Genomic DNA, 13,398 nt, shown 5'->3' on the forward strand with positions numbered 1-13,398 from the left:
GCGTGCTCGACGGGGCTTCGCCCGATAAGCGAATCCGCCGCCCGTTTAGCGCGCCCCGGCCGTTGAGCGAGGACGCGCAGCCACGGTGACCCAGCCGAAACACCTCAGCCATCAAGATCCAGTCGGCGCGTTTCGTTTCCCTCGCAACACCGCTTTACTCAACGAACAGGCAAGAAGTGTATTGCATCGAGTTAGGTGCGCTCAACGAGCGTCGGCCGTAACCGCTTCATCATCATTCTCGGAGACGTCACCGTCCCCGCTATCGGGCGCAATGGTTCCGTCTGGGAAGACACAGTCCGAGGTTGCGAAGCCGTCAGCGACCAAGCGCTCTTCAATGAGCTTGCCGAATACTTCATAGCCGGCATCATTTAGGTGCAGCGCATCGGCCTGAAACTTACTGGGGTCGGGCTTGCCATCGGCACCCAACAGTGCTGCATTGGTTTCGACGTACCGGAGGGTGCCGTCAGTCGTCGCCATTTGCGCCACGGCTGCATTCACCTTGTCGATCGCGGGGGCGTTGCCCGCTCGAGACGGCGCGGTATTGATCGAGACGAAATACACGACGGTACCCGGCAACAACTGTTCTGCCGACGTGACGTACTCACCGACCATCTCAACGACTCGATCCGCATAGCCATTGCCCTTCACGGCGAGGTCATTCGCTCCGGCGAACAACACGATGGCATCCGGCTCAAACTTTGTGACGATCGGACCCAGATATAGCAGCTGATCCCGCATCGTCGTCGCTCCAATACCGATGTTCACGGTATTCATGGGAGCCAAATCGCTGGCCGATTCAGCCCCACTCCTGCATCGTCGAACTACCCGAAATCAGCACCGTCGGTAGCGGTTCAGGCGTGCAGACCGGGGCGGGAGTAAACACAAGGTCCACACTCCGCATACCCTCCGGATCATCGATGTGATCCACCGCATAAGCGACCCCATAGCCAGCCAGAGCCGACGCTACCGTCGCCGCGACGACCGCAACCCAGCGCACGACGATGCGACGCCACCTCCGGCGACGAGTCGTATGCTGGAGCGCCCCTTGCGCTGCGCGACGAGTCATGCATCCATGACAGCTACTTGTAGCGCCGATTGTTGCTGAGTTGCATATTCAGCGGCTTCCGACTCTTCTCCCAATGAATGGTGGGGCACTGATCACCAATGATTGATCAGCGCTTGCTGTATAGTTCAGTACATGCTGACTATTGCTTCGCGCCTCGACGTCATGAACCGGCTCGGCCGGGCCATGGCGGACCCGACGCGCTCCCGGATCTTGATGACTCTGCTGAACGCCCCGAGCTATCCGGCCGTGCTCTCGCGCGAGCTGGAGCTGACCCGCTCGAACGTCTCGAACCACCTGACGTGCCTGCGTGACTGCGGGATCGTGGTCGCCGAGCCTGAGGGTCGCCAGACGCGCTACGAGATCGCTGACCCGCATCTTGCGGCTGCGCTCGTCGCGCTCGTGGATGTGACGCTGGCGGTCGATGAGCACGCGCCGTGTGTGGACTCGTCGTGCACGGTGCCGGGCTGCTGCGGTACAGGGGCGGACGCGTGAGCGCGGCGTGTAGCTGCGAGCACGAGCCTGCCACTGCGGCGGAGGATGAGACCGAAGAGGTGGAGCGGCCCTGGTGGAGGGACCGTGGGATCATGGTGCCGGTCTTCTCCGGTGTCGCGTTCCTGGCTGGTCTGATCCTTGAATGGTCCGGGCTCGAGATCCCGGCGCTCGTACTGTTCTGGATCGGCCTGCTGCTGGGCGCGTCGACGTTCACTCCTGGCGCGATTCGGAAGCTGTTCAAGGGCAAGCTCGGGATCGGGCTGCTGATGACGATCAGCGCGATCGGCGCGGTCATCCTCGGCTATGTGGAGGAGGCCGCTGCTCTGGCGTTCTTGTACTCGATTGCTGAGGCGCTTGAGGACAAGGCGATGGACCGTGCCCGTGGCGGCCTGCGGGCGCTGCTGAAGCTCGTGCCGGAGACGGCGACCGTGCTGCAGAGCGGCGTCTCTGCGCAGGTGCCGGCGAGGGAGTTGACGGTCGGCCAGGTCATGGTGGTCCGCCCGGGCGAACGGATCGCAACCGACGGGATCGTCCGCTCTGGCCGCTCAAGCCTGGACACCTCGGCGATCACCGGGGAGTCGATCCCCGTCGAGGTCGAGCCCGGGGACGCGGTGTCGGCCGGCGCGATTAACAGCTCCGGCGTGCTGGAGGTCGAGGCGACCGCGGCCGGTACCGATAACTCGCTTACGACGATCGTGGAGTTGGTCGAGAAAGCGCAGACGGAGAAGGGCGAGCGTGCGCGTCTCGCGGACCGGATCGCCCGCCCGCTCGTACCCGGTGTGCTGATTCTCGCAGCGCTCGTCGCGATCATTGGGTCACTGCTGGGCGACCCGGAGGTATGGATCACTCGTGCGCTCGTCGTGCTGGTAGCGGCCTCTCCGTGCGCGCTGGCGATCTCGGTGCCGTTGACGGTCGTTGCCGCGATCGGCGCGGCGAGCAAGTTCGGCGTGATCATCAAGTCCGGCGCGGTCTTCGAGCGCTTCGGCACGGTCCGGCACGTCGCGGTCGACAAGACCGGCACCCTGACCCGTAACGAGCCCGCGGTCACCGCGGTCCTCACTGCGAACGGCATTGCCGAGGAGCAGGCGCTGGCTTGGGCGGCGGCTCTGGAGCAGCACAGCACGCATCCCCTTGCGGCGGCGATCACCGCTGCAGCCCCGGGTGTTCCCGTGGCCGCGGATGTGACCGAGCAGGCCGGGCACGGCATCGACGGCACCGTCGATGGCGCTCGTATCACGGTCGGCAGCCCCCGCTGGCTCGACGCCGGCGAGCTCGGCGACCGGGTTGCAGGGCTTGAGGAGCAGGGCATGACTGTCGTGATCGTGCACCGCGACGAGGCACCGGTCGCGGCGATCGGCGTCCGCGACGAGCTGCGTCCGGAAGTCCCCGAGGTGGTCCGCACGCTTGCGGATCAGGGCGTCGGCATGACGATGCTCACCGGGGACAACGCCCGCACCGCTCGTGCGCTGGCTGCGCAGGCCGGGATCGCTGATGTGCGCGCGGAGCTGCGCCCTGAGGACAAGGCGACCGCGATCGGCGAGTTGTCGAAGGCGGGATCGGTCGCGATGATCGGTGACGGCATCAACGACGCCCCGGCCCTGGCGTCCGCGGACATCGGCATCGCGATGGGAGCGACCGGCTCCGATGCGGCGATCGAGTCTGCGGACGTGGCCTTCACGGGTCATGATCTGCGGCTCATCCCGCGGGCGTTCGATCACGCGCGGCGGGGCCGGCGGATCATCAACCAGAACATCATCCTGTCCCTGCTGATCATCACCGCACTGCTCCCGCTCGCGCTCTTCGGGGTCCTGGGGCTCGCGGCTGTCGTCCTGGTCCACGAGGTCGCGGAGGTCATCGTGATCCTCAACGGCCTGCGCGCCGCACGCACCCGCACACCACGAATGGAAAGCTGATGCTCGCAACCATCGGGTCGGCGATCGGCCTGTTCGCGGCGACCAACATCGACGACATCGTCGTGCTCACCGTGCTGTTCCTCGCCTCCAGCCGGGGAAAGCCGCGACCGTGGCAGATCGTCGCAGGCCAGTACCTCGGGTTCATCACACTCGTCGTGATCAGCGTGATCGCCGCGCTCGGTCTCACGATCGTCCCGGACGAATGGGTCGGCTTCCTGGGTCTGATCCCGCTCGGCATCGGCATCTGGACGCTCATTCGCGGCCTGCGCCGTAACGGCGACGACGATGATGACGACTCCAAGATCACCGCGGTCGGACTATGGGGGGTCGCCGGGATCACGATCGCCAACGGGGCCGACAACATCTCCCTCTACACGCCGATCTTCCGCACCAGCTCGCCCGGCGACGTCGCGGTCATGATCGTCGTGTTCCTGATCCTCGTCGCCGTCTGGTGCGCTGCCGGGCGACTGATCGGCACCCACAAGGCCGTCACCGAAACGCTCGAACGTGTCGAGCACTGGCTCGTCCCCGTCGTGTTCATCGGCCTGGGCCTGTTCATCCTCATTGAATCCGGCGTTATCGTCCGTCTCTTCGAGGCCCTCGCATGACCCCGGACACGAATACCGACGTTGAGTCGGCATCGGCGTCGGGAGAGCGTCCGCAGAGAGGACGCTGGCGGCTCACTGCCTGGGCGCTTCTGATCGCCGTGGTCGTCGTCGTGATCGATCAGGGAACGAAAGTGTGGGCCGAGGCCACCCTGTCGGAGCACGAGCGCATCCCGCTGATCGGCGACCTGTTGGGCCTGCAGCTCGCGTACAACCCCGGCGCGGCGTTCTCCTTCGGGGAGAGCTTCACCTGGGTGTTCGCTCTCATCGCCGTCGCGGCCACGGCCACCGCGATCGTGTTCGCGTTCCGGGTCCGACGCCCCGGGTGGGCGATCGTGATCGGTGCGCTCGGCGGGGCCGCTGGTTCGCACGCCGGCGACCGGCTTTTCCGCCAACCAGGATTCGCCCGGGGGCACGTCGTCGACTTCCTCGCCTACGGCAACTGGTTCATCGGGAACCTCGCCGACATCGTGATCGTCACCGCTACGATTGCCGGAGCGCTCCTGATGCTCCGCGGCACCGAGAACTGAGAGGGCCAACCTTGGAGATCACCCTGCAGTACTTCGACGGCTGCCCGAACTGGGAAGTACTCGACCGCCGGCTTGCTGAGCTGCTCGACGGTCGATCAGATATCCGCGTCACACGACAGTTGGTCGAGACCGCCGAGGACGCCGAGCGCCTCGGATTCCACGGGTCACCGACCGTCCTCGTCGACGGCGTCGATCCCTTCGCCGACGAGCACACGCCGGTCGGGCTCGCCTGCCGGGTGTTCCGTACCCCTGCCGGGCTGGGAGGCTCTCCGACCGTCGAGCAACTGCGCGAAGCGATTTCCGGCCCGGCTCTGACGGGCGATGCTTGATCAGGGGTGGGTGGAGCGGAGAGCCGGGTAATCGGACTACTCGCCACCGGCGAGACGCGACCATGAGGCAGCGGATGCCGTCGTGATGCCGAGGAGATCCGAGACGATCCGGGGATGCAGTTGCCGGGTGAGCTCGATGAGCGCTGTCGTGCGGGCGCTCCCGGCAAGCAGGCCTTCGGCGCGAAGGCGACGGCTGAGCGGCCCCGGGGTGAGGTGACGGCCCGGGTTCCGGCCGGGGAACAACCACCCTTCAGGATGGCCCTTTGTGGCATCGACGAGCTCGACGATGGCGTCGCCGAGGATCGCGGGGACCTCGATCGGCTCGGCCCCGACGGTGAGCGTCACGGGCCGCGAGCTCGTGTCGACCTGTGCCCGGGTGATCGTGACGATGCGGGTCAGCTGGATCCCGTAGAGCACCACGAGGAGACCGGGTCTGATGTCGGTTTGGTTGACTCTTGTCCGCCAGTTCTTCGGGGCTGGCAGGGAGGATGTACATCATGGCGAAATACTCGGAAGAGTTCAAACAAGACGCGGTCGCGTTAGTGCGGCAGGGCGCAACACGACGAGAAGTGGGACGCGACCTTGGCGTCTCGAAATCGGCGCTGTCGAAATGGGTGGCTGACGCTGACCGGCGAGATGCTGGCCTCCCCGTAACGAAAGACGTGTCCCCGGCAGAGGATGCGCAGATCCGTGAGTTGATGCGCCGTAACAGGCTCCTCGAACAAGAGAATGAAGTGCTCAGGCGTGCGGCCGCATATTTGTCACAGATCCACATCACGCCCCCAAAATAGTGTTCCCGCTCGTCCAAGAAATGGCCGCGAAAGATGCCCCGGTGCGGGTGCCTATCGTGGTGGCGTGCCGGGTGCTCGGTTTCTCAAAACAGGCGTACTACCAGTGGGTGAAACAGCCAGTGTCGAAACGCGAAGCTGATGATCAGCAGCTCATCGGGGTGCTGCGTAAGCTCCATACTGAGGACCCCGAGTTCGGGTACCGATTCCTCACTGACGAGATGCAGGACCTCGGCTACGCCGTCACCGAGCGGCGCGTATGGCGGCTGTGCGACCAAGCAGGTATTCGTTCAGTGATCACCAAACGCAGGCGCCGTAACCTCAAGACGGGTGAGCCTGTTGGTGATGATCTGGTTGAGCGTGAGTTCACCGCAGACGGCCCGAACCGGTTGTGGCTGACCGATATTACGGAGCAATGGACGAACGAAGGTCGTTTGTATATGTGCGCGGTGAAAGACGTCTGGTCGAACCGGATCGCGGGCTACTCGATCGGTGATCGTATGCAGGCATCGCTTGCGGTGACGGCGCTTGAGAACGCAGTCACACAGCGCGATAGTCCGGTCGGGACGGTGGTGCACTCCGACAGGGGCGGCCAATTTCGTTCCCAAAACTTCCAAGGTGCGCTACGTCGGCATCAGTTACAGGGGTCGATGGGGCGTGTGGGTGCTGCCGGGGATAACGCGGCGATGGAGAGCTTCTTCTCGTTACTGCAGAAGAACGTGCTTGATCGGACGGTGTGGGCGACCAGAGAAGAACTTCGTTTAGCGATCGTTTCCTGGGTCGAGGGGAAGTATCACCGTAAACGTCGCCAGCGTCGATTGGGCAGACTGACGCCAGCGGAGTTTGAAGTTGTTAATGTAGGCAGCGTCGCACTCGCGGCGTGAAGAGAAACCCGAGTCAACACAACCGACATCAAACCCAGTCGCTCGGGAGAGATCTCGGGAACGAGAGGGCGGACGAGAGCGACGACTTCAGCGACTCGCGGCAGCTGCGGAGGCTTGGCCACCGCGGCTACTTCGTACGCGGCCGACGGATCGCCGCGCGAACAGGACGGAGATCACCGATCGCCCCCCGTGTCGCCTCCTCACCCACCGCCACCGGGGTCGAGGCCTCCCGGCGAGTGATCGTCACGAGATCGTCGAGCGAGCACTCCAGCGCATCGCACAACGCCGCCAACACGTCGAGACGCACCCGCTGGGGCGGCTGAGTCACCAGCCGATACACCTGCTCCCGGGACAGGTCGATGCCGCGCTCTTCGAGTAGGGGTTTCAGTTTGGAGGTCTGGAAGATCCCGCGCGACGCCATCACGCTGCGCAGATTCCAGCCGGTGTCGAGCTCAACGGTCATCAGCTTCTCCTTCGATGAGGGCCTTCAGCGCTTCGGCGAGCACACGGTTCTTGTAGTCCGAGCTGACGGAGGCGTAGATCGAGGTCGTCGAGGCATGCATATGCCCGACCTGCTCTTGGACGAATCGATCGGCGTACCCGAACTCCAGAAGGTGCGTGACATAGGAGTGCCGGAGGCTGTGCAACGTCAGGTCCTTCGACAGGCCGGCTTCATCACGCAACTCTGCGAACCTCCGATCGAGATACGCAGCAGACAGACGCGTGCGGCGCTCGGTCACCCAGAGCGCGTCGAGGCCGTCTCCGGGCGCGAAACGGGCCCGGGCCTGCTCGAGCCATTGCTGCATGCCGGGGACCCACCAGTCGAATTCCGGCACCAGCAGCACCGTGCGACGTCGTGGCGCGCCACCGCCCGCCGCCTTCGCCCATCGCACGTGGACCGCGCCGTAGCGGCCCCACTGGCGCATCTTCGCGTTGTGGTGCAAATCGACGGTATCGAGCATCACCGCCTCAGTGCGGCGCAGACCGAACGCGTAGACCGTCTTCAGCAACTGGGCATCCCGCAACGCGCCGAGCGCACCCTTTCGCCCGGAACTCACGAGCAGCTCGACGCGGGCGTCGGCCGTATCGAACAGGCGCTCGATCTCGTCGTACGTGAACGGGCGACGCTTCCCATCGCCTTCGAACTCGAACCGGTGCGCCACCGTGTTCCACGGCAGGCACACCTGCGAAGGGACCTCCCCAAACTCGCGATCGCAGATCTCCATCCAGTCGTACAACGGGTTCGTGAGGTAGTCACAGAACCCACGGATAGACCCATGGTTGGCGCGCATCGTCGACAACGTCCGAGTGCGACCGCCAGACTGAGCAGTGAACTCATCCACATCCGCGACAGTCCACCTCCAAGGCGGTTTGTCCACGAAATCACGGAACCGTGTCACCGTCGCCGTCCGGTTCCGGATCGTCTGCTCACGGAGCCCGCGCGACAGCTGCTGGTTCCGCCAACCATCGATCATCGCACTGAAAACCTGCGCTTCCGGGTTCGCCAGTGCGACGTTCGATGCTGACGTGATCAGCCGAAGCGCCGCTGGAGAAGCCTAAAAATCTTGCATTAGATGCAACAAAGTATGGGACAGTGCATCACTGTGTCAACCCAGATCTCCGCATCCGCGAGATCACGCTGTTATGGTCGGAACACTTCGACACCGAAGGAGCCGAATAGGTATCGATTGCAAGCACGGACAGTTGCATTCACTGCAACATGCGAGGGTTACGAAACCGGTGCGACGCAGAGGAGGACAACCCGCAATTTCCGCTGATTTTCCCCAGAACGCCCGGCCGACCATTCAGGGATCACCCTGGCGTCTACAGCAATACCCATCACCGCATAGCGGCCACTCCGCCTACGCCTCGCGCGTGATCGTCACCGTCACGAACAACTGCGACTTCGAGGGCCCGGCAAACACACCACGCAGTGGCGGCACGTCGTTGTAGTCGCGGCCGCGGCCCACCAGCACATGGCGATCGCCAATCTCGATGTTGTTCGTCGGATCGAACCCGCGCCACCCGTTGGCGTACCACTCCACCCACGCGTGCGACTCGCCCTTGACGGGCTCGCCCACCTCAGCGTTGGGCTTCGGGTGCAAATATCCCGAAACGTAGCGCGCCGGAATACCCACCGAACGCAGCGCGCCGATCGAGATGTGCGCCATGTCTTGGCACACACCCTTGCGGGCCTCCCACGCCTCCGCAGCCGTGGTCAGCACTCCGGTCACACCCGATACATATTCGACGGCGTCGTACACGGCGACACAAATCGCGTGCGCGGCCTCCGACGGATTGTCGTACTTGTTGGCAATCTCCCGAGCCAGCACGCGCACATCATCATGTGGTTCCGTGCGGTTCGTCTGCATGAGCTTCTCAACGGTGTCGACCGAACGCTCGGCGTCAGCCGCCAGCTCGTCCCACGTCAGATCCGGGTGTTCCAGCGGACGCTCACGCACCTCAACGAGGCTGCGCGCCGTGATGTTTAACTCACTGTGCGGCGACAGCACGTCGAACGACGCGACACGGGTGCCGAAGTAGTCGACGTACTGATTCACCGATGTATTGGGCTGAATGTCGAGCGAACTCGTCAGCACGAACTGCGAATCTGTCGTGATCGGCATCATGCGGGCTTCGTTGTACGACGCGGTCGCATCGGTCGGATACCGGAACCCCGTGATGTGTTCGATGCGTAGGCGCTTCATGAGTTCTCTCCGATCCAGCTCGGCTCGGCCTGCGTGGGGAAGAACCGTTGACGAATGGCGTTCGACGCCTCGCGGGTCACCGCTTGCACCCGCTCCATGTGCACCGGCAATTCAGCCAGAATCTCCGAAATGGGGCTGTACTCCAGGTCATTGCGCATGCGGCCGAGGGCACGCAGCACGCTGTTCGAGTGGCCGACGCGGTCACGGCCCGGGTCGATCTCGCTCATGCAGTTCTCTGCCGTCGAGATCGAGTAGATGATCGAGCGCGGAAACAGACGATCCAGCAGCAAGAACTCCGCCGCGTTGCGGCTCGACGGCATGCCGCGATACGTGCGCACGTAGGCTTCGTAGGCACCACACGAACGCAGAATTGTCGTCCAGCTCGGCCCCGACTCCTCCGTCAGCGACCGCGTCGCAAGCAACCGCGCCGTCATGTCGGTGCGTTCAATCGCACGACCCAACATAAAGAATTGCCAAGCCTCATCCCGACTCGTCGACGAGTCCACGGTTCCGACCGCCAACGCCGACCGCTCGCGCACCCACTGAAAGAAGTCGTGCGCCCGGTCGTTGTAGAGGCGCTTCGGCATGCCGGCGTTCGTCGTGTTGAGAATCTCCCAGAGATCGGTCGACACAATCTCACGCGCACGACGTGCATTTTCACGCGCCGCATTCAGCGCAAACGCGATGCTCGACGGCGCGGTGCGGTCGATTGCGAGCGTCGCCAAAACGTCACGACGAGTGACCTCAACCGTCGGGTCAGCCGGCGCCGACCCCATCACGCCAAGCAGCGAACGGCAGGCCGTCGGCTCGTGGATCCACGGGTCTTCCAACAACAGTTGCAGGTGCACATCAAGAATGCGGGCGGTACCGTCGGCACGCTCAATGTAGCGGCCGATCCAGAACAGGCTCTCGGCAATACGACTCAGCATGATGCCTCCATCTGTTGCTGCTGCTCCTGTTGTTCTGAGCGATCGGAACCATCATCTTGCGGTGAGTGCATCGGCTCGCCCTGGTCTTCGTAAATGACCGCCTCAGACGTCGGCACCGACGCCTGATCCTGCACGAGCGCCGCGATCGATTCTTCCGAGTGATATTCGGTCGCCGTCGGGGCCGCGCCACCCGTAATCCAGGTGTCTTTCGACCCGCCTCCCTGACTTGAGTTCACGACCAGGCGACCCTCCGGCAGCGCCACACGGGTCAGGCCGCCCGGCAGCACCCAGACATCCTCACCGTCATTCACGGCGAATGGGCGCAGGTCAGCGTGACGGGGGCGAACGCCATCCTCGACGAGCGTTGGAATCGTCGACAGCATCACGACGGGCTGGGCGATCCAGCCGCGCGGGTCGGCGATCAGACGCTTGCGCAGCTCATCGAGCTCTTGCTTCGACGCATCAGGGCCGACGACGAGGCCTTTGCCACCGGAACCATCGACCGGCTTCACGACGAGTTCGTCGAGTCGGTCGAGAACCTCTTCCAGGGCCTTTGGCTCTTCCAAACGCCACGTGTCGACGTTCTTCAACAGCGGCTCTTCACCGAGGTAGTAGCGAATGAGGTCGGGCACGTACGTGTAGACGAGCTTGTCATCGGCGACACCGTTGCCGACCGCGTTCGCGATCGTGACGTTGCCGAGGCGCGCTGCGAGCAGAATGCCGGGCGAGCCCAGCATCGAGTCGGCGCGGAACTGGCGCGGGTCCAGGTAGTCATCGTCAACGCGACGGTAGATCACGTCGACGCGGCGGGGTCCGCGGGTCGTGCGCATAAACACCTTGCCGCCGACACAGAACAGGTCGCGACCCTCCACCAGCTCGACACCCATGAGGCGCGCGAGCAGGGTGTGTTCGAAGTAGGCCGAGTTGTAGACGCCCGGGGTCAGCACGACGATGTTCGGGTCATCGACACCGTGCGGTGCCGCTGCCCGAAGCGATGCGAGCAACTTGTGCGGGTAGTCACCGACCGGGCGAATACGCATCGACACGAACAGCTCGGGCAGCGTCTGCGCCATCACCCGACGGTTCGAAATCACATAGCTCACACCACTCGGCACGCGCACGTTGTCTTCGAGCACCCGCATTTCGCCGTGCTCGTCGCGAATCAGGTCGATGCCGGAGACGTGAATGCGCACACCGTTGCTCGTGGGAATACCCGCCGCCTGGCGGTAGAAATACTGGCTCGACGCAATCAATCGCGCCGGAATCACACCATCGCGCACCGCGTTCTGGCGGCCGTAAACGTCGTCCAAGAATGCTTCGAGGGCCTTTACACGCTGTTTGATGCCCTGCTCGATGCGCGACCACTCGTCGTACTGAATGATGCGCGGCACCGCGTCGATCGGGAACGGCCGTTCCTCACCTGCAAAGTCGAACGTCACACCCTGCGCAAGATAAGACTTCGCCAGCGCATCGGTGCGGCCGCGCAAATCATCCTGCGTCATCTCCGCAAGCGTGCGATGCAATTCGGCATAGGGGGCGCGGGGTTTTGTCGTGTCGCCGTTCTCAAACATCTCATCGAACGCCGGCACACCGCCCACGGTGGTTCGCGGGGTGACTGCGTCATAACCGTCAAACAGATCTGCCATAAATGGAGCCTAATGCCTGCTGTCGGAAGCGCTTTCGAACGGCGCCAATGCGATGTGCGGGGCGGAACCACGTGGTTCTGCCCCGCACATCGCATTAGTTCCGCCCCCAGGTGTTCATCGGGTCGGGACAACTCCCTTGATAGCTGGGATCAGTCGTGAGGTCGAGCCCCGCTTCCAAAGCAAGATCGTAGATCGAGGTCGCAACTTGATCTACCAGTAATGAGTCCTCATAGACTGGGTAACTCGGCAACTCCGGTGGTGTGAGGCCGAGACTAACGAGGCAGCTGCGCGTCTGTTGTTGGGCCTCGTATTCGTTGCGTGCGAGCTCGGGCGTGAGCGGCGGGGCGGGGTCAATCCCAATGCGGTTCTGAATCAGGCAATCCTTGAGATCCCTCTTATATGACTCCCACTGCTCCGGCGGAACGTTTCCGGAGTAGCTCGTCGTACCTTCGGCCTTGAGATCCCAGCCATTTTCGCTGAGACATGCCATGAGCTTGGTGTTCGCCTCTTGCGGAGATATGTACGGCGCGTCCGGGTCAAATGTTGCAGAAGGGTCAGGTACCGGCCAACCGTCAGCTAGCCACAGGTCGAGATCGGCGTCGTAGGTGGCCTCCCCGTCGTAGGCGGTTGGACCACCCGAAGACATCGGCAGACCACTGTCTTCGGGCGTGGTTGCGGAGCAAGCCACGAGGGTAAGCCCGAAGACAGCGATCAGAACTCCAGATGTGAAGCGATTCAAACTACACCGGGTTCGGGCCACATACGATTCTCCTCTTTGAGCCGTCTTATCGATTGTGCCCCATGGTGACAAACCTGGGGGAGCAATGTCAAGATTTAGACATGATCGAGCAATCCGCTCGGTCTATGACGTAGTCTGCAACGCAACTAGGGAGACTAAAACGAAGCCTCAAGTAGGCTTCACGCAACGTCACGCGGCACGAGTGGATGAGGATGCATGACCAGGGGTAAACGAGCTGGGCAGGTAGTTTCGCGCGTTGTTGCTGGTGTTGTGTTGGTGATGGTGGGTGCGGCTGCGGCGTGGGCGGTGTTGACGGTTGTGAAGCCGGCTGAGGATCCGTTGACGGCGTCGCCGTTTACGTATGTTGGGGTGACGAGTGGTGAGGTTGGTTCGAGCATCAGCCTGAACACGGTGGCCGAGTGGACGCCCGTTCCGGTTGGTGAAAACCGTGCGCAGGGCGTCGTGACGTCGGTGGCTGTAGCCGCGGGCGATGAGGTTTCGCAGGGTGCCGTCTTGTATTTGGTTGATGAGCGGCCGGTCGTGATCGCGCAGGGTGCGGTGCCGATGTATCGCTCGATTGGTGAGAAATCTGTGGGCGCGGATGTCGCGCAGCTGCAGCAGATGCTTGCTGATCTGGGCCATTATGTCGCGCGTCAGACTATGTGGCAGGGGTAGTTAGTTGCTGAGGCAGCGCCCCTATTGAAAGGTCTGAATCATCATGAGTCGTCCCCCGACGATCCCGGCGGAGAAGAAGCTCCGCATTGTGTTG

16 protein-coding genes are annotated in these 13,398 nt (G+C 63.3%); 7 read left to right on the top strand and 9 right to left on the bottom strand.

Annotated elements, in window-relative coordinates; genetic code table 11:
- Nucleotides 1-201 precede the first annotated feature (201 nt).
- Complete coding sequence (locus tag ACQUSY_RS11330) at nt 202-774, bottom strand: GDSL-type esterase/lipase family protein (RefSeq protein WP_428904588.1); 573 nt, start codon at nt 772-774, stop codon at nt 202-204.
- A gap of 22 nt (nt 775-796) precedes the next feature.
- Entirely contained in the window at nt 797-1,066 is a 270-nt protein-coding gene (locus tag ACQUSY_RS11335) for a hypothetical protein (protein WP_428904589.1), read from the bottom strand.
- A gap of 132 nt (nt 1,067-1,198) precedes the next feature.
- Here ACQUSY_RS11335 and cmtR point away from each other — a divergent pair, with 132 nt between their 5' ends.
- From cmtR to ACQUSY_RS11360, 5 genes are read left to right on the top strand one after another with little or no spacing between them, the layout of a single operon-like run.
- On the top strand, nt 1,199-1,558 hold the full coding sequence (gene cmtR, locus ACQUSY_RS11340) for a Cd(II)/Pb(II)-sensing metalloregulatory transcriptional regulator CmtR (RefSeq protein WP_036297877.1): 360 nt from the start codon (nt 1,199-1,201) through the stop codon (nt 1,556-1,558).
- Nucleotides 1,555-3,471, top strand: coding sequence for a heavy metal translocating P-type ATPase (locus ACQUSY_RS11345; protein WP_036297919.1), 1,917 nt, complete (start codon nt 1,555-1,557; stop codon nt 3,469-3,471). The genes cmtR and ACQUSY_RS11345 overlap by 4 nt, the downstream gene beginning before the upstream one ends.
- On the top strand, nt 3,471-4,079 hold the full coding sequence (locus ACQUSY_RS11350; RefSeq protein ID WP_036297875.1) for a cadmium resistance transporter: 609 nt from the start codon (nt 3,471-3,473) through the stop codon (nt 4,077-4,079). Before ACQUSY_RS11345 ends, ACQUSY_RS11350 begins: the two co-directional genes overlap by 1 nt.
- On the top strand, nt 4,076-4,606 hold the full coding sequence (locus tag ACQUSY_RS11355) for a signal peptidase II (RefSeq protein ID WP_428904590.1): 531 nt from the start codon (nt 4,076-4,078) through the stop codon (nt 4,604-4,606). The genes ACQUSY_RS11350 and ACQUSY_RS11355 overlap by 4 nt, the downstream gene beginning before the upstream one ends.
- Nucleotides 4,607-4,617: 11 nt before the next feature.
- Nucleotides 4,618-4,935 carry a hypothetical protein gene (locus tag ACQUSY_RS11360; RefSeq protein WP_058631820.1) on the top strand — a complete coding sequence of 106 codons (318 nt, stop codon included), beginning with the start codon at nt 4,618-4,620 and terminating at the stop codon, nt 4,933-4,935.
- Between the two features lie 36 nt (nt 4,936-4,971).
- On the opposite strand, the gene ACQUSY_RS11365 is transcribed toward ACQUSY_RS11360, so the two are convergent.
- A complete protein-coding gene (locus ACQUSY_RS11365) occupies nt 4,972-5,355 on the bottom strand; it encodes a hypothetical protein (RefSeq protein ID WP_428904591.1) in 384 nt (127 codons plus the stop codon).
- Between the two features lie 74 nt (nt 5,356-5,429).
- Between ACQUSY_RS11365 and ACQUSY_RS11370 the strand changes: the two genes are divergently transcribed.
- A protein-coding gene (locus ACQUSY_RS11370) for an IS3 family transposase (protein ID WP_428904599.1) occupies nt 5,430-6,607 on the top strand; the annotation gives its coding sequence in 2 pieces (ribosomal slippage) (nt 5,430-5,712 and nt 5,712-6,607; 1,179 coding nt in all).
- Between the two features lie 127 nt (nt 6,608-6,734).
- On the opposite strand, the gene ACQUSY_RS11375 is transcribed toward ACQUSY_RS11370, so the two are convergent.
- The 6 genes from ACQUSY_RS11375 to ACQUSY_RS11400 form a co-directional block, all read right to left on the bottom strand.
- The gene (locus ACQUSY_RS11375; RefSeq protein WP_058631822.1) at nt 6,735-7,070 is read right to left on the bottom strand and encodes a helix-turn-helix domain-containing protein; all 336 of its coding nucleotides are present in this window, start codon (nt 7,068-7,070) and stop codon (nt 6,735-6,737) included.
- Complete coding sequence (locus tag ACQUSY_RS11380) at nt 7,060-7,845, bottom strand: tyrosine-type recombinase/integrase (protein WP_428904592.1); 786 nt, start codon at nt 7,843-7,845, stop codon at nt 7,060-7,062. Before ACQUSY_RS11380 ends, ACQUSY_RS11375 begins: the two co-directional genes overlap by 11 nt.
- Before the next feature lie 624 nt (nt 7,846-8,469).
- Nucleotides 8,470-9,315 carry a transglutaminase family protein gene (locus ACQUSY_RS11385; RefSeq protein WP_428904593.1) on the bottom strand — a complete coding sequence of 282 codons (846 nt, stop codon included), beginning with the start codon at nt 9,313-9,315 and terminating at the stop codon, nt 8,470-8,472.
- Nucleotides 9,312-10,244: an alpha-E domain-containing protein gene (locus ACQUSY_RS11390; protein ID WP_428904594.1), complete on the bottom strand. Its 933-nt coding sequence runs from the start codon at nt 10,242-10,244 to the stop codon at nt 9,312-9,314. The genes ACQUSY_RS11385 and ACQUSY_RS11390 overlap by 4 nt, the downstream gene beginning before the upstream one ends.
- Entirely contained in the window at nt 10,238-11,890 is a 1,653-nt protein-coding gene (locus ACQUSY_RS11395; protein WP_428904595.1) for a circularly permuted type 2 ATP-grasp protein, read from the bottom strand. Before ACQUSY_RS11395 ends, ACQUSY_RS11390 begins: the two co-directional genes overlap by 7 nt.
- Nucleotides 11,891-11,984: 94 nt before the next feature.
- Nucleotides 11,985-12,629, bottom strand: a complete 645-nt coding sequence (locus ACQUSY_RS11400) for a hypothetical protein (protein ID WP_428904596.1) — start codon at nt 12,627-12,629, stop codon at nt 11,985-11,987.
- A gap of 216 nt (nt 12,630-12,845) precedes the next feature.
- Here ACQUSY_RS11400 and ACQUSY_RS11405 point away from each other — a divergent pair, with 216 nt between their 5' ends.
- The gene (locus tag ACQUSY_RS11405; RefSeq protein WP_428904597.1) at nt 12,846-13,304 is read left to right on the top strand and encodes a hypothetical protein; all 459 of its coding nucleotides are present in this window, start codon (nt 12,846-12,848) and stop codon (nt 13,302-13,304) included.
- The last annotated feature ends 94 nt before the right edge of the window (nt 13,305-13,398 follow it).

Origin of the sequence: Microbacterium daqui, from assembly GCF_050408675.1 — a bacterium.
Lineage (GTDB): Bacteria > Actinomycetota > Actinomycetes > Actinomycetales > Microbacteriaceae > Microbacterium.